Genomic DNA, 17,937 nt, shown 5'->3' on the forward strand with positions numbered 1-17,937 from the left:
TAAAAGCGTCATGCAGGAGTCCACTCCGCGCATCCGCCGGTCTGGAACGCCTTGTCCGTGGCCTCGATGGTGACCGTGGCGGCGCCCGTCGGCATGCCGGTCGCGATCACGTCGCCGTCCGCGCTCCTCATGCGGGCCCAGTAACACATGGTGAACCCGGCCGCCGGCCCCGACGTTCTGTAGGTGCCCGGCTGGACGTCCCTGCCCACGACGAGGGTCCGCAGGGACGCGGGATTGCCGGCCGGCGCGGGGCTCGCGCCGCCCGTCTGCACGGGCTCTGTCTGCACGGGCCCTGTCTGCGCGGGCCCGGTTGGCGCGGGCTCTGTCTGAGAGGGAACGGGCTGCGAGGGCGCCGTCTCGGACGGCACCGGCTGCGACGGGGCCGTCTGGGTGGGCGCCGTGGGCTCGGGCGCACCCGTCACCTCGGTCGTCACCGTGATCCTGGACGGGGGCGCCTCCGCCGGCGTGCTCGCGCCGAACCCCACGAACACCCCCAGCAGGAACCCGAGAAGGGCGGCGAGCCCCGACACGAGCAAGATGATCGTCGGACTGCTCGTCGCCCGGGGATACTCAGGTGGAGGAGGAGGCCCGTACATCACGGACCAAGCGTCCCATCATTGTCAACGATGCAGATAGTCGACGAGCGACGCCTTCTCCGTCTCCAGCTCCTCGATCGCGCTCTTGACCACGTCGCCGATGCTGACGATGCCCACGAGCCGGCCGCCGTCGACCACGGGCATGTGCCGGACCCGCTCGGTGGTCATGGTGCGCCGCAGCGACTCGACGTTCTCGCCGGGGCCGACCGTGTGGACCTCGGTGGTCATGATCGCGGACACGGGGAGGTCCAGCACCATGGCGCCACGGTCGTGGAGGCGGCGTACGACGTCGCGCTCGGAGACGATGCCCTCGATGACGGCCCCGTCGCCGGAGACCACGACGGCTCCGATGTTGTGCTCGGCGAGCTTGGCGAGCAACTCCCGCACGGTCGCCGCCGGGGCCACGGTCGTGACCCCACTGCCCTTGTCGCGAAGGATCGTCCCGATGAGCATCTGCATCACCTCTGCACCTCAGTGTTCCAACCCCTGCGTCAAGGCAAACTGCCCCCTGAGGAAGGAGTCAAGCGCTCACGTAGGCTGCCTGCCATAGAGCACGTCCGGCACGAAGGGGACCGCCGCATGAACGAGCCGCTCAACATCGGAAGCCACGACCTGCCCGTCACCGACGAGCTGGCCGCGTTCATGCGGACCGGCTGGGGGCCGGCCAGGCGGGACGACGTGCGCGCGCGGCCGATCGCGCCGTGGGCGGCCAAGCGCCGCGCCGCGCTGGCCGCGCGCTTCCCCGGCGAGCGGCTCGTGATCCCGTCGGGCACGCTCAAGGTGCGCAGCAACGACAGCGACTACCGGTTCAGGCCGCACAGCGCGTACTCCTACCTGACGGGCGCGGGAGAGTCCGACGACGTGCTGGTGATCGAGCCGTCCGGCGAGGCGGTGTTGTACGTCAGGCCGCGCGCGCCGCGCGAGGAGGGCCAGGAGTTCTACCGCGACCGCCGCTACGGCGAGTTCTGGGCCGGTCCCAGGCCGGACCTGGCGGAGGCCGAGGAGCTCTACCAGCTGCGCTGCGCGCACATCCGGGATCTGGAGCTGGAGGGCCGCCCGGCCAGGGTGCTGCGCGGCGTGGACCCCTCAGTGGACGCCTCAGTGGATGCCTCAGTGCATGCCTCAGTGGACGTGCGGGGGGCGGCTGGTGACGGCGACGCCGAGCTGGCGTCCTTCCTGTCGGAGATGCGGCTGGTCAAGGACGAGTGGGAGCTGGGCGAGCTGCGGCACGCCGTGGACGCGACGGCACGCGGATTCGAGGACGTGGTCCGCGCGCTGCCGCAGGCGCTCGGGCACCCGCGCGGCGAGCGTTACCTGGAGGGCGTGTTCGGGCTGCGGGCACGGCTGGAGGGCAACGCGACCGGCTACGACAGCATCGTGGCCGCCGGGTCGCACGCCTGCGTGCTGCACTGGATCCGCAACGACGGCCGGCTGTCGCCCGGCGACCTGCTGCTGATGGACGCGGGCGTCGAGGCCGACACGCTCTACACCGCCGACGTCACCCGGACGATCCCGCTGTCGGGGCGCTTCAGCTCGACCCAGCGGCAGGCGTACGAGCTGGTGTACGAAGCGCAGACGGCGGCCATCGCCACGCTCAGGCCGGGCGCCCGCTTCCGCGACTTCCACCTGGCGGCCATGCGCGTCATCTGTGACGGCCTGCGCGACTGGGGCCTGCTGAAGGGTTCCACCGACTCGCTCATGGACAGCGGCCTCTACCGGCGTTACACGCTGTGCAGCAGCGGCCACATGCTCGGTCTCGACGTGCACGACTGCGCGCGGGCGCGGGCGGAGGTCTATCTGGACGGCGTGCTGGAGGAGGGTCACGTGCTCACCGTGGAGCCCGGCCTTTACTTCCAGCCCGACGACCTGACGCTGCCCGAGGAGCTGCGCGGCATCGGCATCCGCATCGAGGACGACCTGGTCGTCACCGCCGGCGGCGCCACCCTGCTGTCCGGCGGGCTCCCCCGCCACCCGGACGAGATCGAGTCCTGGATGGCCACCCTGGCGTAACGGGCCGGTCACGTTTCGTGCGGAGCTGACAAGGTGTGAGCTGCGTCTCATACCTTTTCCTCAAATTACCGGCAGAGCATCGACTGCTGGACAACCCGTCAGTAGGGTGACTGATCCGTAGGCGGCGGAGGTGGTCAGCTGATGGCCTTGTCCGGGTTCGTCGGACGTAGGGCCGGGTCGGTGCTCGGCCAGGTCGGTGACCTGTTCGTCATCGTCCTGGAGGGGCTGCGCCGCAGCTGGGACGTGCGCCGCTGGTGGTGGGAGTTCGTCGACCAGTGCTGGTTCCTGGCCCGCGTCACCAGCGTGCCCGTGCTGCTCGTCTCCCTGCCGCTCGGCGCGACCGTGGCGCTCCAGGTGGGCGAGCTGGCCTGGCAGCTGGGCGCGGGCTCGGCCACCGGCAGCGCCGTCTTCGTCGGCCTCATCCGCGAGGTGGCGCCGCTGGCCAGCGCGCTGCTGATCGCCGGCGCCGGGGGCAGCGCGATGACGTCCGACATCGGCGCGCGCAACATCCGCGACGAGCTGAGCGCGATGGAGGTCATGTCGGTCAACCCGATCCACCGGCTGGTCACTCCGCGCATGTGGGCGGCCAGCACGATCGCGGTGTGCCTGTGCCCGCTGGTCATCCTGGCGGGCGCGAGCGGCGGCTACTTCTTCAACGTCATCGTGCAGGGCGTCACGCCGGGCGCGTACTTCGACGGCGCGCTGTCGCTGGTCGTCGCCTCCGACCTGTACGTCACCCTGTTCAAGGCGTGGATCTTCGGGTTCGTCGCGGCGGCCGTCGCCTGCTACAAGGGCATGACCTGCGCGACCAGCCCGGTCGGCGTGGGCCGGGCGGTCAACCAGTCGACCGTGGTGACCTTCATGCTGGTGTTCACGTTCAACTACGTGATCTCGGCCGTCTATTTCCTGGCCTACCCGCCGAGGTCGCTCTGATGGCCATGACGCGCACGGCAGGTCTCAGGCTCGCCTTACGTGGCCGGGACGTCGCCGAGCGGTTCGCGACGCTGGCCGACTGGCCGCTGTTCGTGTGGAAGGTGCTCTTCTACTCCGTACGCGACGTGGTGTTGCGGCTGAAGTACGCCAAGGTCGTCGTCAGGCAGGTCAGCGACGTCGTCGTCGGCGTCGGGGCGACGGTCATCGGCGGCGGCATGATCTTCGTGGTGTTCACGATGGCGTTCGTCGTGGGCGCGACCGTCGGCCTGCAGGGCTACCAGGGGCTGCAGGCGATCGGCGCCGAGTCGTTCATGGGCCTGGTGGGCTCGTTCGCCAACGTCCGCGAGATCACCCCGATCATCGCCGCCACGGCGCTGGCGGCGCAGGTGGGCTCGTCGTTCACAGCGGAGCTGGGCGCGATGCGCATCTCGGAGGAGATCGACGCGCTGGAGGTGATGGGCATCAACGCCTTCACCTACCTCGTCTGCACCCGCGTGGTGGCGGCGCTGCTGGCGCTGATGCCGATCTATCTCATCGCGTTGTTCGCCAGCTTCTTCGCCACCCGGCTGATGTGCACGGTGTTGTTCGGGCTGGCGCCCGGGGTCTACGACTACTACTTCTACCTGTACCTGCCGGTCAGCGACATCGTGTTCAGCGTCGCCAAGGTGGGCGTGTTCGCCTTCGCCGTCATCGTGATCCACTGCTTCTACGGCTTCCACGCCACCGGAGGGCCGGTGGGCGTGGGCGTGGCGGCGGGGCGCGCCATCCGCCAGTCGATCGTCACGATCGTGCTGCTCAACCTGCTGCTGTCGTACCTGTTCTGGGGCGGCGGGGGCAACATCCCGCTGACGGGGTGAGCCGGTGAGCCGATCCGAACTCTCCCTCCCCGCCCGGGCCGGCGTCGCGCTCGCCGTCCTCGTGGTGCTCGCCGGGGCCACGCTGTACGTCGTACGCACCGCCGCCGAGATCAGCGGCACCAGGATCGACGCCGTGTTCGCCCGGGCCGGGCAGGGCCTGGACACCAACTCCCCCGTCAAGATCCGCGGCATCACGGTCGGCGACGTGACGGGCGTGGCGCTCGACGCCAAGGGTGACGCCGTGGTGACCATGCACGTGGAGCCCGGCGTCAAGGTGCCCGCGTCCACGGTCGCCTCCGTCGAGCCGACGTCGGTGTTCGGCCCCAAGTACGTCAACCTCAGGCCCGGATCCGGCGAGACCACCGGCCCCTACCTGAGCAGCGGCGCGGTCATCACCGACACCGAGGGCCCGCTCGACCTGTCGGACACACTCGGCGCCGCCTACCGCGGCCTGGACGCCGTCGACCCTCGCGAGGTCACGGTCATCGTGCACACCCTGGCCAAGGGACTCGACGGGAAGGGCGAGCACCTGCGCGAGCTGATCGGCGACGCCGGCGACCTCGTCGGCGTCGCGCACCGGCACCGGGACCGGGCCAGGCGGTTCCTGCGCGACGGCGCCCTGCTCGGCACCACGCTGTCGGACAGGGGCGACGAGATCGTCGCGATCGCGTCCGACGTCAACGTGATCACCCCCGATCTGCTGGAGCGGGCCGGCAAGGCGCGCGCGCTGCTGCAGGAGGTCACCTCGGTCAGCGGCCGGACCGCGCACGGGCTGGCCAAGCACCGGCGCAACCTGCGGGCCGGGGTGCATTCCGGCGAGCGGGTCGCCGCGCTCATCTACGCCCAGCTCGGGCTGGCCGGCGACGGCGTGCGCGGCCTGAACCGGCTGGTCGACCTGCTCAACGAGCTGATCGAGGCGCCGGGCCCGGGCGGCACCCGCCAGCTCCAGGTGGAGGCGTTCGTCGCGACCGACGTCTGCGAGCTGATCGTCGGCGTCTGCGGCCCCACCGATGGGAGGCGCTGATGGAGCGCACCCGCCGCTGGTGGACGTTCGCCAAGTTCGTGCTCTTCGTCGGCCTGACCGTGGCGCTGATCGTGGTGATCAGCGTGCAGATCGCGCGGGTCGGCACGGGCGGCGGCTACCGGCTCGTCGCCACCTTCGACGACGTGTCAGGGCTGGTCGAAGGCGACCAGGTCAAGATCGCCGGCGCGCCCGTCGGCCAGGTGGACACCATCAGGGTGGTCGACGGCCGGGCCGAGGTGACCATGGAGGTACAGGACGCGGTCAGGGTGCCCGCCGACACCGAGGCCGCCGTCCGCTGGCGCAACGCCATCGGCCAGCGGGTGATCTACCTGCTGCCCGGCAGCGCGCCCGGCATGTTGCCACCAGGGTCGCGCATCGCCCGCACCTCCTCCCTCGTGGACATCGGCGAGCTGGTCAGCGATCTCGGCCCGCTCACCCGGAGCCTCGACCCCGACCAGATCAACCAGCTGCTCACCGCCGCCGCCAGGTCGCTGAAGGGCAACGACAGGAACATCCCGAGACTGCTCGACAACGTCAACGCCATCACCACCACGGTCAACGCGCGCAAGAAGACCATCGAGCAGCTCCTGCGGGACTACGCCACCGTCACCGGCGTGGTCGCCAGGCGCGACAAGCAGCTCGAGCAGCTCGTCGACAACCTCGTCACGCTGACGGAGGCGTTCGCCGACAACCGCGAGCTCATCGACGACGCGCTGGTGGAGCTGTCGGCGACCGTGCACACCTCCAACGAGGTGCTCGGCAGGAACGCCGACGAGCTCGGCGCCCTGGTCGACAACCTGTCCGGCCTGACCGGAGGCATCAGGAGGAACGTGGACGACCTCGGCAGGACGGTCCGCACCTTCCCGCCGCTGTTCACCCGCGCCCGTTCCACCGTCGAGCGCGGCCACTACTTCGTCACCGCGGTCCCGTGCGTGGCGCTGGGGCCCGCGCCCTGCCCGTACCCGATGAAGAAGCCGCCGCCGCTGCGCAACACCCGGGTGCAGAGCACCAAGGACCTCCGGAAACTGCTGGTGGGCGACTGATGGCGCTCAAGTCCTTCCGCGACCGCAACAAGATCGCCGTCGGCCTGGTGTCGGTGGCCACGCTCGCCGCGCTGCTCGTCGCGACGTTCCTGGTCGGCAACCTGGGGCTGCTGGAGAGCGGCTACCACATGTCCGGCATCTTCGTGGACTCCGGCGGCGTGCGCACCGGCAACGACGTACGGGTGGCGGGCGTGCGCGTCGGCAAGGTCACGGAGGTGCGCCCCGACTACACGCGCGGTCACGTGGTCGTCACCTGGAAGGTCGACAGCGACGTCCGCCTCGGCCGCGGCACCCGCGCCGACATCGCGCTGTCCAACCTGCTCGGCGGCCGCTACGTCAAGCTGACGGGCCCTGTCTCGCCTCCCTACCTCGACCAGCTGCCCGAGGCCCAGCGGCGCGTCCCCGTGACGCGGACCGGCGTGCCCACCCTGATCAACGACGCCATCAACGACGCCACCCGGCTCGTCGAACGGCTCGACACCGACGCCGTGGACGACCTGCTCACCGAGCTCGGCAAGATCGACGCCATCAAGCGCGGCCGCGTCACCCGCCTGCTCGAGAACGTCGGCGACCTGTCGGAGACCATCAGCAAGAGCCAGCCGCAACTGCGGCGGCTGCTCGACAACGGCACCAAGATCATGAAGGTGGTCGAGAGGAAGGACGAGCAGCTCGCCCGGCTCGTCGACGCCATCGAGGTCATGCTGGCCGAGCTGCGCCACCGCCGCGCCGAGCTGCGCACGCTGCTCGGCGACGGCAGCGACCTGGTACGCAGCACGACCCGCCTGATCGAGCGGCACGAGAAGAGCCTCGTGCGGGTCCTCGACGACAACGCCGCCATCACCACCAAGCTCGGCGACGACAACAAGCAGCTCAACTCCCTGCTGGCGTGGGCGGGCCCGACGTTCTCCGGCCTGTCCACGATGGGCGGCCAGGGCCCGTGGCTCGAAGCCATCGCCACGGGCCTCGGCCCCATCGACCCGGAGGTGCTCGCCGCCATCGCCAAGGACAGGAGGGCCGCCCGATGACCCGGCTGGTCACGGCGCTGCTGGCCTGGGCACTGCTGGCGTCCGGCTGTTCCGTGCTGGGCGCGGAGCCGTACCGGCTGGTGGCGATCTTCAGCAAGGCGCCCTCCCTCTACGAGGAGGCGCGGGTGAAGGTGATGGGGCTCGACGCCGGGTACGTCGACGACATCCGCATCGAGGGCGACCGCGTACGCGTCACGCTCCGCGTCGACCGCCACGTACCGCTCCCCGCGGACGTCAGGGCCGTGGTCGCGCCGCAGAACACGCTCGGCGAGCGCAACGTCGTGCTCTATCCCCCCTGGAAGCCCGGCGACCGGCGCATCCAGCCGGGGACGACGATCCCGCTGAAGCGCACCGAACTGCCGGTGGAGATCGACGACGCGCTCGACGCGTTCACCAAGCTGACCGACGCGCTCGACGACGAGAAACTCGGCGACGTGGCCGGCGACCTGGCCGACGGGGTGAGGGGGCGCGGCAGGACCATCGGCGACGCCGTCTCCGACACCTCCAAGCTCACCGGCGTCCTGGCCGAGCAGGACCAGCAGCTCGTCGCGCTGGCCGAAGGGCTGAACCGGCTGGCCGCCGGCCTCAACAAGCGGGAACGCCAGGTGACGGGCGCGATCGACTCCTTCGCCGAGGCGAGCTCGATCCTGGCGGAGGAGCGGCGCCGGCTGCGCGGGTTCGTCGCCGGCATGGCCGGCTTCGTGCGCCGCGGCGACGTGATCATCGAGCAGTACGCGCAACGGCTCCCGCAGGCCGCGAGCACCCTGGCCGAGCTGGTCCTGACGGTCAGGGCCAACAGCGCGTCCGCGGCGCAGGCGGTCAAGGGCGCGGCCGACTTCGCCGACGTGATCATCGACTCGTGGGACAGGAAACAGCACGTGCTGAAGATCCGCGTCGTGCTCAACGCGCTGACCAGGGCCTGGCTGACGCCCCTGTTCGACTCGCTGAACCTGGGCGACGTGCCGTGCCTGCCCGCCGGGCTGAGCAACTGCCCCTACCAGAGGAGGCCGCGATGAGGGCCGCCGCGCCGGCCGGGCTGCTCGTGCTGGCGCTCACGACGTCGTCGTGCTCGCTGCAGACGCTCGGCGCGACCACCGGCGACCTGACCCTGCACGCGGTCTTCGACGACGTGCAGAGCCTGGTGGCGGGGCACAGCGTGCAGATCTCCGACGTACGGGTGGGCACCGTCACCGGCATCCGGCTGCAGGGCTACCGGGCCAGGGTCACCATGTCGATCACGTCGGAGCACCGGCTGCCGAAGGGCAGCACGGCCACCGTGGCCAAGACGTCCGTGCTGGGCGAGAACTACGTGCTGCTCGCCCCGCCCAAGGGCAAGGACGTCTCCACGGGGCCGTACCTGAAGAACGGCGCCACCATCGCCGACACCTCGGTCGAGCCGGACATCGAGCAGGTCACCGCCAAGGCCGGGCCGCTCATCGAGGCGCTCGGCGCGCAGGACGTGAACGCCGTCCTGGACGCGGCCTCGACCGCGTTCGCCGGGCAGGGCGACGACGTCAACAAGCTGATCAAGCAGACGGCCGAGGTCACCGACGCCTACGCCGCCGCCCGCCGCGACCTGGGCACCAGCATCGACGCCCTGGCCCGGCTGGGCGACGACCTCGCCAAGGGCAGCACCGAGTTGGACCGGCTGCCTGGCACCCTCGCCTCGGCCACCGCGCGCATCGCGCACGGGCGCAAGCACGTGAAGAAGACCATCGTCGCGCTGACCAAACTGGCCAAGGAGGCCAACCTCACCGTCTACCCGCGGCACGCCGCGCGGTTGCGCACGCTGCTGCGGGAGCTGGCGGCCATCTCCTCGGCGATGCAGCGCGGCGGGGAGGACCTGAAGGCGCTGGTGGCCGAGCTGCAGAAGTTCATCGACGCCCCGCCGATCACGGTGAACGGGCAGGTGCTGATCTACCTCTGGCTCAAGGGCGTGCTGCTGCCCCAGCGGCGCGACGCCGACCGGCCGGCGCTGCCGAACAGGATCGAGGACTTCCGCCTGATCCTGGAGCCGCCGCGATGAGCAGGCGGATCTACCTGAACCTCGGGTTCTTCGTCGTTCTGGGCGTCGTCATGACGGTGTGGGCGTTCAGCACGATCATCCGGCTCGACACCATCGAGCGGCCGTACCGGGTGTCGGCCGAGTTCGTCTCGTCGCCCGGTCTCGTCCGCGGCTTCGACGTGGCCTACCTGGGCGTCCGGGTCGGCAAGATCGGCGACGTGCGGCTGGCGCCTGGCAAGATCGTCGTCGGTCTCGACATCGACCGGGAGGTCCGGCTGCCGAAGGGCGTCTCGGCCGAGGTGCGGCGCAGGTCCGCCATCGGGGAGCCGTACGTGGAGCTCTCGCCGCCCGCCACAGGGGCGGGTGGCCCGCGGCTCGCGGCCGGTGACACGATCACGCTGGCCAGGACGTCGGTGCCGCTCGACTACAAGAAGTTGTTCGAAGGCGTCGGCAAGCTGCTCAACGCGGTGCCGCCCGAGGACGCCGAGGCGATCACCCACGAGCTGGCCGTCGCCCTCGACGGCCGGGCGCCGGCCATCAGGCGCATCATCGACGACGCCCACACCCTGACCGGCACCCTCGCCGACAACACCGAGGTGCTCGACGAGCTGGCGGTGCAGCTCACCCGGCTCACCCACACGCTGGCCGGCAAGCGGGGCGAGCTGGCCTCCGGCATCACCGACCTCAGCACCGTGACGGCCACCCTGCGCGCCTCCCGCGCCGACCTGAACACCTTCCTCGACCGGGGGCCGGGCGTGTTCGGGCAGCTCGACGAGGCCGTCCGGCGGTCGAGGCCGGGGTTCTCGTGCCTGCTGACCGCGGCGGGGCTGCCGCACGAGCCGGTCTTCTCCCCCGAGACCGAACGCAACGTGCACCACCTGCTGAGCATCATGCCGACCGCGTTGAGCCTGGCCGACGACATCAGCGACCGGCGCGGCGACACCGTGTACGGCAGGGCGTCGTTCATCTTCAGCGTCCCCGGCGGGCCGCAGCCCGCCGAGGAGTACGCGCGGGCGGCCGGGCCGCCCACCGTGCCGGAGCTGCGTGCCTGCCCGGATCGCGCGCCCGTCTCCGACACCTCCGGGGACGGCGCCCGCTCCGGCCGTGACCGGTCCGAGCGAGATCGCCTGGACGCCGCCGCACGGCCGGACGGCTCGGCTCGGCCGGACAACCCCGGCCGGCCGGACCCTTCCGCACGACCGGGCGCCGCCGAACGGCCGGACAGCACCGTACGACCTGGCGCCTCCGGACGGCCGGGCGCCGGGGACACCGTCAGGCCGGGCGGGAGCCCGCAGCCCGCCCCATCGTCCAGTGACGTGGCCGCCACCGGCGCCACGTCCCCTGACCCGCCGAACACCGCCCCCCTGATCGCCGCGATCTTCCTCGCCGTTGTGGCCTCCGGCGGCATGGTGGGCTGGATCGCGGCAGGTCGGGCCGCCCGCCGCCGTGAGGAGTCACGATGACCACCGAGCAGGACCTCTCCGCAGCCCTCCGCACCGACGAGGCCCGCACGGAGACCGAACCCGCAGCATCCGGGACCGCGCCGTCCGACGCCGTGACTGCGGTGGATGGCGAGCCCGCCCGGCGGGGCGCCGCGGAAGCCGCGGACGGCGAGCCCGATGCTCAGGAGCAGGTGGAGGCGGGAGACGGCGGGCGGCGGGACGCCGCCGTGGCCGGGCGCCTCTCCAGGGCCCGCGTGTGGTGGACGCTGGCGGCCATGGTGGTGGCCGCGGTCGCCGCCACGGCCGTCCTGCAGGGCATCTCCGCCGCCCAGGCCCGCGACGCCCGCGCCGCGCTCGAGGCCGAGCGGGCGCTGCGCCTGGAGGTGTCGGGAGCCGCGGGCGCGTTCGGCAAGGCCCTGCTCAGCTACGACTACCAGGACCTGCAGACCACCCGCTCAGCCCTGGCCGCCCAGGCCACGGGCGACTTCCTGAGCACCTACGACGCGGCGTTCGGCGGCGCGATGGCGCAGGTCATCGTCAAGCTCAAGGCGACCTCGCAGGCCACGGTGCGGGAGGTCTACCTCGCCGACGTGGACGAGGCCACCGCGCACGCCATCGTGGTCGTCGATCAGCAGGTGAACACCTCGGAAGCGATCCGCTCGGTCAAGGACTCGCACCTTAAGATCTCTCTTGTGAAGGAGAAGGGCACCTGGAAGATCCACGACGTGACCGTGCTCGGCGCGTCCTCGGAGGACCAGTACACCCTCGACGGCGACGAGAAGAAGGACTGACGATCGGCCCTTTGGCGATGGGCGGCCGCCCCGACGAGGTGCGAGCCCCTGATGACTGGCTGACCGAGGTGGAACGCGAGCGGGCGGCGCGGTTCAGGTTCGAGGCTGACCGTGACTGCTTCGTCGCCGCGCACCTCCTCGTACGCGTCTGCGCCGCCGCCGTGCTCGGCGTCGAGCCGCGCGAGCTGACGCTGCTGCAACACTGCCATCTGCACGGCCCAGGGCACGGCAGGCCCTCCATCGAGCAGGCCCCGGAGCTGGGGGTCAGCTTCAGCCACACCCGTGGTTACGTGTGCGCGGCCGCCGGGCCGGGCAAGGTCGGCGTGGACGCCGAGCACGTGCCGCCGGGGCCGCTGGACACGTTGCTGGCCGACCGGGTGCTCAACCCGCGCGAGCGCTCGCTGGTCACCGGCAACGACGAGCTGATCAGGCACTGGACGCGGAAAGAGGCGCTGATCAAGCGCGGCGAGCTGACCATGGACAAGCTGCGGGCCTGCGAGGACGACCTGTCGGGCCGGCATCTGCTGGAGTGGAGCGTCGGGCCGGACATCAGGGTGGCGGTCATCACAGACGCCCTCGCGAGGAGGGCGCCCCTCCCCCAATAGACTGGACGCATGTTCTACCGTAAGCCCCTTGAGGAGCGCATCGCCGACCGCATGGCGCAGCGTAAGCCGCTCGAAGAGGGCAAGACCTTCGAGCACGGGCCGGCCAAGTTCGTGTTCGTGTCGCTGCTCGTCGCGGTCGTGCTGATGCACGTCGTCGGCGTCGCGATCGTCATGGCGTTCAGCTGAGCGGCGGGGCGACCTCAGCGGCGGGTCGGGGTCGGGTCGAGGAAGACGTGCTTGACCCCGGAGATCTGGTCTCGCAGCCGGCGGTCCACCTCCTCGCAGGCCCGCTCCACGCCCGCCGCGCTCGACTCGTCCCTGAAATCGATCTTCGCGGCGACCAGGATCTCCCCCGGGCCGATCATCATCGTCAGCAGCTCGACCACGTCCTCCACCTCCGGCTGCGCCAGCAGCACCGCCCGGATGCCCGTCTCGGTCCGCTGGGTCGCGGCCTGGCCGATGAGCAGCGACATGTTCGCCTGGATCAGGGTGAGCGCCACGACCAGCAGGAGCAGGCCGATCACGACCGAGGCCGCGCCGTCCCACAGTGCCGAGCCGGTGAGCTGCGAGGCGACCAGCCCGGTGGCCGCGACCAGCAGCCCGCACAGCGCTGCCGCGTCCTCGAACAGCACGGCCTTCAACGCGGTGTCGGACGTCATGCGCGCCAGGCGTACCACGCCGACCCGGCGCCGGGCGGCCTCGGCGCGCAACTGCGCGAGCCCCCGCGCGAACGAGATGCCCTCGAACACGAACGAGGCCGCCAGCACGATGTACGCCGGTGTGAGGTTCGACAGGTCCTCGCCGTGACCGATCTCGTGCAGGCCGTTCGTGATGGAGAACCCGGCCCCGCCCACCAGGGTCGTGACCGCCGCCATCAGCGCCCAGACGAAGCCAGCCTTGCCGTGCCCGAACGGATGCCGCCGGTCGGCGGGCCTGCCCGAACGGCGCACCGCCACCAGCAACAGCAGCTCGGTCACCGTGTCGGCGGCCGAGTGCGCCGCCTCCGACAACATGGCCGCCGAGCCGCCCACCAGGCCCGCGACGAGTTTCGCCAGAGCGATGGCGAGGTTGGCCGCGGCCGCCACGAGCACGGTGCGCAGGCTCTCCCCCTTCATGAAGTACGACTTTACGTGCGCTAGATTGGAGATCATGAGCGCGCCTCGCTGGCTTTCTCCCGCCGAACAGCGTGCCTGGCGCACGCACCTGGCGCTGCACAGGTTGCTCATGCACCGGCTCGACCGCGAGCTCCAGGAGTTCTCGCTCACGGTCAACGACTACGAGATCCTGGTCAACCTCTCCGAGAGCCCCGGGCGGCGCATGCGCATGAGCGACCTGGCCGACGCGACGATCCAGTCACGCAGCCGGCTGTCGCACCAGATCTCCCGCATGGAGGCCAAGGGCCTGGTCACCAGGGAAGACTGTCACGACGATCGGCGGGGCACGTTCGCGGTGCTGACCGACGAGGGGTGGGAGACGATCCAGCGGGTGGCGCCGTTCCACGTGGCCAGCGTGCGCGAGCACTTCGTCGACCGGCTCACCGACGATCAGCTCGAAACGATCGAGGCGGCCTACGCGCCGATCGTGGAGCAGCTGAAGAAGCTGCGCTGACACCCAACCGATATCGGCGAGGGTGCGCGGACCTCCGTACCGCTCGCTACGATCCGCTCATGCTCAGAAAGCTACTGATCGTGGCCGTGCTGGCGCTGGCGGCGGCGTGCTCGTCCGGCGGGGACGCCGGCGAACTGCCCGCGGGGCCCGAGCTGATGAAGAAGGCCTCTGAGGCCATGAAGGCCGTCAAGTCGGCCACCTTCTCGATCGCGACCGAGGGCGAGCCGAAGGTGCCGGTCAAGCAGGCCGACGGCCGGCTCACCGCCGCGGGAGACGCCGACGGCACGATCACGCTTGACGTGCTGGGCACCCTGCAGGAGGTCAGCTTCGCCCTGGTCGGGGAGACCGTGCACTTCAAGGGCCCGACGGGTGGCTTCCAGAAGATGACCCGGCAGCAGCTGGCGCAGTTCTACGACCCCTCGGTGATCCTCGAGCCGACCAAGGGCATCGCCCAGTTGCTCGCCTCGGCCACGGATCCGAAGGTCGAAGGCGTGGAGGACGGCGCCTACCGCGTCGCCACGACGTTCCCGGGGCAGGTCGTCGGCCAGATCGTTCCCGGCGTCACGCAGGGCGTCAACGGCAAGGTCTGGCTCGACCAGGGTTCCAGCCGGCTCACCCGGGCCAGCCTGCCGTTGCAGGGCGGCACGGTGACGGTGTCGTTCAGCGACTACGACGCGCCGGTCACGATCACCCCGCCCGCCGCGAAATGAGGCGCGCCCGCCGGGTCGTGCTCGGCGCGGGCGGCGCGGTGGTGCTGCTGGCCGCGCTCGACGCGTACGTCGTGGTGACGGTCCTGATCGACATCGCCGAGGACGTCGGCATCCCGCTGAACCACCTGGAGCGGGCCACGCCGATCGTGACGGGCTTCCTGCTGGGGTACATCGCCGCGATGCCGCTGCTCGGCCAGCTCTCCGACCGCTACGGCCGGCGGCCGCTGATCCACGCGTGCCTGGCGGCGTTCGCCCTCGGCTCGGTGCTGACGGCGCTGGCGGCCGGGGAGGTCATGGTGGTGGCCGGGCGCGCCGTCCAGGGGGTGGCGGGCGGGGCGCTGCTGCCGATCACGATGGCGCTCATCGGTGACCTGTGGGACGAGCACGAGCGGCCCCTGGCCTTGGGGGCGGTGGGTGCGGCCCAGGAACTGGGCAGCGCGCTCGGGCCGCTGTACGGCGGGGTGCTGGCGCTGGTCCCCAGCACCGTGGTGGCAGGGGTAGAGCTGGGCGGCTGGCACGCCATCTTCTGGATCAACCTGCCCCTCGCCGCCCTCGCCGCCGTCGCCGTGCACCTCACGGTCCCTGGCCGCCCCGTACGCTCTGCCCGGACGTCCACCGCCTCGGCGGACATCACAGAATCGGGACGGCTCCGCGCGGGCACGGCCGCAGGACGGTCGCTCCCCCCACACGCGACCGAAGCGGGCGACGACCCCGCGGACACCACCGCAGGGCGATCGACCCCCGCGCGAGCCGAAGCGGGCGACGCCCTCACCGGCACCCCCCGAGGGCGGCTCGTCGCCGCGGGCGCCGACCGGGTGGACGTGGTCGGTGGCGGGCTGCTGGCGCTGGCGCTCGGGCTGCTGGTGGTCGGCCTGTACAACCCCGACCCCGCCAGGGCCGTGCTCCCCCCGTGGGGGCTGCCCGTGATCGCCGCCGGCGCGCTGGCGGCCGTGATCTTCGTCTGGTGGGAGATCCGCTCCCCCGTCCGCCTGCTCGACCTGTCCGGCACCCGCAAGGGCCCGCTGCTCGCCACCCTCGCGGTGAGTTTCCTGGCCGGGGCCGCGCTGCTCGTGACCATGGTGTTCGTCCAGTTCACCGCCCAGACGCTGCTCGGCGCCGACGCGTTGGGGGCGTCACTGATCCTGGCCAGGTTCCTGGCCGCGCTGACGGTGGGCGCGCTGCTCGGCGGGCTCCTGGCGCGCAGGACGGGTGACCGCGCCGTGGCGGTGGCGGGCATGGCGCTGGCGGCGGCCGGCTACTGGCTGATGAGCCGCTGGCCGCTCGACCTGGAGAGCGCGGGCCCGCTGATGGACCTCCACCTCGTCGTCGCCGGCCTGGGCCTGGGGCTGGTGATCGCGCCGGTGTCGTCGGCGGTGTTGCGGGTGAGCCCGGCGGCCCAGCACGGCGTCGCCTCGGCGGCGGTCGTGGTGGCCAGGATGATGGGCATGCTGATCGGCATCGCGGCCGTGTCGGCGTGGGGCTTCTACCGGTTCCAGTCGCTGACCGCCCACCTGGACACGCCGCTCCCGTTCGGCGTGGACGCCGCGACCTACCAGCGGCGGCTGGCCGACTACACCGCGAAGGTGCAGGCGGCGCTGCACGTCGAGTACACCGAGATGTTCCTGGTCACGGCGTTCATCTGCGTGCTCGGCGCGGGCGTCGCGCTGCTCATGCCGTCCGTCGCCCGGGCCCGCTGAGGGGCCCGGGCGACGGACGGCGGGCAGGTTACGGGGAGAGGCGGTGCAGGTCGCGGGGGAAGGCGGTGGTCTGGCGGATGTTGGCGGCGCCGGTCAGCCGCGCCGTCCACCGTTCAAGCCCCAGCGCGAACCCACCGTGCGGCGGCATCCCGTGCTTGAAGGCCTGCAAATACCCTTCGTACGCCTCCGTCCCCTCACCCCGGGCGGCCAGCGCGGCGACGTAGTCCGCGTACACGTGCAGCCGCTGCCCGCCCGTGACCAGTTCCAGTCCCCGGAACAACAGGTCGAACCCGTTGGAGTAGCCCGGCCTGGCGGGGTCGGGATGGGTGTAGAAGGGCCGCTTGGCCATCGGGTAGCCGGTGACGAAGAGGAACTCCGACCCGTGTTCCCGCAGCGCCCACTCCGACAGCCGGCGTTCCTGCGCGGGTGACAGGTCGGGCTCCTCGGAGGACGTCATCCGCTGCGCCTCGGTGAAGTGGATGGCCGGGATCTCGGCGGGCACCTCGGGCAGCGTGACGCCGAGCAGGGCGGCCGCGGAGCCGGCGCGGCGGCGTACCGACCCCAGCATGCCCGCCACCGCCTCGCGCAGCACCGCCATCACGTCGCGGTGGTCGCGGACGAAGCCGAGCTCCGCGTCGAGGCTGGTGTACTGGGCCAGGTGGCGTACGGTGTCGTGCGGCTCGGCGCGGAAGACGGGCCCGACCTCGTAGACCCGCTCGAACACCCCGACCATCGCCTGCTTGTAGAACTGCGGCGACTGCGCCAGGTAGGCGGGCCGGCCGAAGTAGTCGATGCCGAAGACGTTCGCGCCGGACTCGGTGGCCGAGCCGACGATCTTCGGGGTGTGGATCTCGGTGAAGCCGAGCCCGTCGAGCGTCTCGCGGAACCCGGCCACGCTCGCGGCCGCGATCTCCAGCGGCGCCCTGAGGCGGGGGTGCCGCAGCGCGACGGGCGCGTGGTCGAGGATCGTCGGGAGCGTCGCGCCCGGCTCCGGCCGGTAGAGGTCGAACGGCGGCGCCGCGCACGGCTCCGCCAGCACCTCGATCTCCGGCGCGACCAGCTCGAACCCTCCGGGGGCCTGCGGGCTGGCCGTCACGGTGCCGGTGACCTCGACGACGCTCTCCTCGCCCGGCAGGTCGTGCGCGGTCACCGCCTGGGCGAGGCCGGTGCGGTCTCTGACGACGAGGAAGGACACGGACTTCAGTTGCCGGCGGCGATGGACCCAGCCGGCGATCGTCACTCGTTGCCCGGCGTGCTCAGCGAGCTCCGCCGACATGACACGAGAGATCATCACAGCTCCTCACGAGGAAATGCATGATCCCTTGGGAGTGCGGGGGAGAAGGGAGCTCCCGGTGCCACCGCACTTTCGCCGCCCCTGGTCGAGGCGGCCTCGAGGACCCGGTGACGCTGGTCAGGCGGCGGGGCATTTCCTCCCCGCACTCGGGAGTGTCTTCACCAGAGGTGCACGGGACCGCCTTCACAGCTGCCGGCGGCTCTCTCGGCCCGTGCGGGCCCTCGGCTACTCGTCTCCGTCGACGTTTGCGGTCGATCCTACGAGCCCGCGGAGGGAACGGCAAAACCTTTGCCGCCC

General features: G+C 71.5%; 19 protein-coding genes. 15 read left to right on the forward strand and 4 right to left on the reverse strand.

All coding sequences use genetic code 11. The annotated features are described in order from the left end of the window. Positions 1-8: 8 nt before the first annotated feature. Both ACTWPV_RS10840 and ACTWPV_RS10845 read right to left on the reverse strand, forming a co-directional pair. A complete protein-coding gene (locus ACTWPV_RS10840; protein ID WP_443151645.1) occupies positions 9-530 on the reverse strand; it encodes a hypothetical protein in 522 nt (173 codons plus the stop codon). Between the two features lie 90 nt (positions 531-620). Then, a complete protein-coding gene (locus tag ACTWPV_RS10845) occupies positions 621-1,049 on the reverse strand; it encodes a CBS domain-containing protein (protein WP_443151972.1) in 429 nt (142 codons plus the stop codon). Between the two features lie 126 nt (positions 1,050-1,175). Here ACTWPV_RS10845 and ACTWPV_RS10850 point away from each other — a divergent pair, with 126 nt between their 5' ends. The 12 genes from ACTWPV_RS10850 (at position 1,176) to ACTWPV_RS10905 (ending at position 12,517) form a co-directional block, all read left to right on the forward strand. After that, the gene (locus ACTWPV_RS10850) at positions 1,176-2,606 is read left to right on the forward strand and encodes an aminopeptidase P family protein (RefSeq protein ID WP_443151646.1); all 1,431 of its coding nucleotides are present in this window, start codon (positions 1,176-1,178) and stop codon (positions 2,604-2,606) included. Between the two features lie 141 nt (positions 2,607-2,747). After that, on the forward strand, positions 2,748-3,539 hold the full coding sequence (locus ACTWPV_RS10855) for an MlaE family ABC transporter permease (protein ID WP_347642883.1): 792 nt from the start codon (positions 2,748-2,750) through the stop codon (positions 3,537-3,539). Next, a complete protein-coding gene (locus ACTWPV_RS10860) occupies positions 3,539-4,396 on the forward strand; it encodes an ABC transporter permease (protein ID WP_347642882.1) in 858 nt (285 codons plus the stop codon). The genes ACTWPV_RS10855 and ACTWPV_RS10860 overlap by 1 nt, the downstream gene beginning before the upstream one ends. A 4-nt stretch (positions 4,397-4,400) precedes the next feature. Next, complete coding sequence (locus ACTWPV_RS10865; RefSeq protein ID WP_443151647.1) at positions 4,401-5,420, forward strand: MlaD family protein; 1,020 nt, start codon at positions 4,401-4,403, stop codon at positions 5,418-5,420. Continuing rightward, the gene (locus tag ACTWPV_RS10870; protein ID WP_443151648.1) at positions 5,420-6,463 is read left to right on the forward strand and encodes an MCE family protein; all 1,044 of its coding nucleotides are present in this window, start codon (positions 5,420-5,422) and stop codon (positions 6,461-6,463) included. Before ACTWPV_RS10865 ends, ACTWPV_RS10870 begins: the two co-directional genes overlap by 1 nt. Then, positions 6,463-7,488 (forward strand): MlaD family protein, encoded by a 1,026-nt coding sequence (locus tag ACTWPV_RS10875; RefSeq protein WP_347642879.1) that lies wholly within the window; start codon positions 6,463-6,465, stop codon positions 7,486-7,488. Before ACTWPV_RS10870 ends, ACTWPV_RS10875 begins: the two co-directional genes overlap by 1 nt. Continuing rightward, on the forward strand, positions 7,485-8,504 hold the full coding sequence (locus ACTWPV_RS10880; RefSeq protein ID WP_443151649.1) for an MCE family protein: 1,020 nt from the start codon (positions 7,485-7,487) through the stop codon (positions 8,502-8,504). The genes ACTWPV_RS10875 and ACTWPV_RS10880 overlap by 4 nt, the downstream gene beginning before the upstream one ends. Next, positions 8,501-9,514, forward strand: coding sequence for an MCE family protein (locus ACTWPV_RS10885; protein ID WP_443151650.1), 1,014 nt, complete (start codon positions 8,501-8,503; stop codon positions 9,512-9,514). The genes ACTWPV_RS10880 and ACTWPV_RS10885 overlap by 4 nt, the downstream gene beginning before the upstream one ends. Further along, a complete protein-coding gene (locus ACTWPV_RS10890) occupies positions 9,511-10,956 on the forward strand; it encodes an MCE family protein (RefSeq protein ID WP_443151651.1) in 1,446 nt (481 codons plus the stop codon). Before ACTWPV_RS10885 ends, ACTWPV_RS10890 begins: the two co-directional genes overlap by 4 nt. After that, positions 10,953-11,726: a hypothetical protein gene (locus tag ACTWPV_RS10895; protein ID WP_443151652.1), complete on the forward strand. Its 774-nt coding sequence runs from the start codon at positions 10,953-10,955 to the stop codon at positions 11,724-11,726. The genes ACTWPV_RS10890 and ACTWPV_RS10895 overlap by 4 nt, the downstream gene beginning before the upstream one ends. A gap of 17 nt (positions 11,727-11,743) precedes the next feature. Beyond that, on the forward strand, positions 11,744-12,331 hold the full coding sequence (locus ACTWPV_RS10900) for a 4'-phosphopantetheinyl transferase family protein (protein ID WP_443151973.1): 588 nt from the start codon (positions 11,744-11,746) through the stop codon (positions 12,329-12,331). Between the two features lie 9 nt (positions 12,332-12,340). Beyond that, positions 12,341-12,517 (forward strand): hypothetical protein, encoded by a 177-nt coding sequence (locus tag ACTWPV_RS10905; RefSeq protein ID WP_347642874.1) that lies wholly within the window; start codon positions 12,341-12,343, stop codon positions 12,515-12,517. Positions 12,518-12,531: 14 nt separating this feature from the next. Here the strand turns inward: ACTWPV_RS10905 and ACTWPV_RS10910 are convergent, their stop codons facing one another. Then, positions 12,532-13,446, reverse strand: coding sequence for a cation diffusion facilitator family transporter (locus tag ACTWPV_RS10910; protein WP_443151653.1), 915 nt, complete (start codon positions 13,444-13,446; stop codon positions 12,532-12,534). Positions 13,447-13,480: 34 nt separating this feature from the next. Between ACTWPV_RS10910 and ACTWPV_RS10915 the strand changes: the two genes are divergently transcribed. From ACTWPV_RS10915 to ACTWPV_RS10925, 3 genes are read left to right on the forward strand one after another with little or no spacing between them, the layout of a single operon-like run. Further along, positions 13,481-13,939: a MarR family winged helix-turn-helix transcriptional regulator gene (locus ACTWPV_RS10915; RefSeq protein WP_347621430.1), complete on the forward strand. Its 459-nt coding sequence runs from the start codon at positions 13,481-13,483 to the stop codon at positions 13,937-13,939. 59 nt (positions 13,940-13,998) lie between these two features. Continuing rightward, a complete protein-coding gene (locus tag ACTWPV_RS10920; RefSeq protein WP_443151654.1) occupies positions 13,999-14,649 on the forward strand; it encodes an LppX_LprAFG lipoprotein in 651 nt (216 codons plus the stop codon). Beyond that, the gene (locus ACTWPV_RS10925; RefSeq protein WP_443151655.1) at positions 14,646-16,346 is read left to right on the forward strand and encodes an MFS transporter; all 1,701 of its coding nucleotides are present in this window, start codon (positions 14,646-14,648) and stop codon (positions 16,344-16,346) included. The genes ACTWPV_RS10920 and ACTWPV_RS10925 overlap by 4 nt, the downstream gene beginning before the upstream one ends. Before the next feature lie 28 nt (positions 16,347-16,374). On the opposite strand, the gene aspS is transcribed toward ACTWPV_RS10925, so the two are convergent. Next, entirely contained in the window at positions 16,375-17,637 is a 1,263-nt protein-coding gene (gene aspS / locus ACTWPV_RS10930) for an aspartate--tRNA(Asn) ligase (RefSeq protein WP_443151656.1), read from the reverse strand. Between the last annotated feature and the right edge of the window lie 300 nt (positions 17,638-17,937).

This window comes from Nonomuraea sp. KM88, assembly GCF_052245635.1.
GTDB lineage: Bacteria > Actinomycetota > Actinomycetes > Streptosporangiales > Streptosporangiaceae > Nonomuraea.

Excerpts from the sequence above, each read along its gene's own strand:
- ACTWPV_RS10910 (WP_443151653.1), bottom strand. The coding sequence starts at position 13,446 with ATGAAGGGGGAGAGCCTGCGCACCGTGCTCGTGGCGGCCGCGGCCAAC.
- ACTWPV_RS10875 (WP_347642879.1), top strand. The coding sequence starts at position 6,463 with ATGGCGCTCAAGTCCTTCCGCGACCGCAACAAGATCGCCGTCGGCCTG.
- ACTWPV_RS10845 (WP_443151972.1), bottom strand. The coding sequence starts at position 1,049 with ATGCTCATCGGGACGATCCTTCGCGACAAGGGCAGTGGGGTCACGACC.
- ACTWPV_RS10900 (WP_443151973.1), top strand. The coding sequence starts at position 11,744 with ATGGGCGGCCGCCCCGACGAGGTGCGAGCCCCTGATGACTGGCTGACC.
- ACTWPV_RS10925 (WP_443151655.1), top strand. The coding sequence starts at position 14,646 with ATGAGGCGCGCCCGCCGGGTCGTGCTCGGCGCGGGCGGCGCGGTGGTG.
- ACTWPV_RS10885 (WP_443151650.1), top strand. The coding sequence starts at position 8,501 with ATGAGGGCCGCCGCGCCGGCCGGGCTGCTCGTGCTGGCGCTCACGACG.
- ACTWPV_RS10860 (WP_347642882.1), top strand. The coding sequence starts at position 3,539 with ATGGCCATGACGCGCACGGCAGGTCTCAGGCTCGCCTTACGTGGCCGG.
- ACTWPV_RS10905 (WP_347642874.1), top strand. The coding sequence starts at position 12,341 with ATGTTCTACCGTAAGCCCCTTGAGGAGCGCATCGCCGACCGCATGGCG.
- ACTWPV_RS10850 (WP_443151646.1), top strand. The coding sequence starts at position 1,176 with ATGAACGAGCCGCTCAACATCGGAAGCCACGACCTGCCCGTCACCGAC.
- ACTWPV_RS10855 (WP_347642883.1), top strand. The coding sequence starts at position 2,748 with ATGGCCTTGTCCGGGTTCGTCGGACGTAGGGCCGGGTCGGTGCTCGGC.
- ACTWPV_RS10920 (WP_443151654.1), top strand. The coding sequence starts at position 13,999 with ATGCTCAGAAAGCTACTGATCGTGGCCGTGCTGGCGCTGGCGGCGGCG.
- ACTWPV_RS10895 (WP_443151652.1), top strand. The coding sequence starts at position 10,953 with ATGACCACCGAGCAGGACCTCTCCGCAGCCCTCCGCACCGACGAGGCC.
- aspS (WP_443151656.1), bottom strand. The coding sequence starts at position 17,637 with ATGATCTCTCGTGTCATGTCGGCGGAGCTCGCTGAGCACGCCGGGCAA.
- ACTWPV_RS10915 (WP_347621430.1), top strand. The coding sequence starts at position 13,481 with ATGAGCGCGCCTCGCTGGCTTTCTCCCGCCGAACAGCGTGCCTGGCGC.
- ACTWPV_RS10880 (WP_443151649.1), top strand. The coding sequence starts at position 7,485 with ATGACCCGGCTGGTCACGGCGCTGCTGGCCTGGGCACTGCTGGCGTCC.
- ACTWPV_RS10890 (WP_443151651.1), top strand. The coding sequence starts at position 9,511 with ATGAGCAGGCGGATCTACCTGAACCTCGGGTTCTTCGTCGTTCTGGGC.
- ACTWPV_RS10870 (WP_443151648.1), top strand. The coding sequence starts at position 5,420 with ATGGAGCGCACCCGCCGCTGGTGGACGTTCGCCAAGTTCGTGCTCTTC.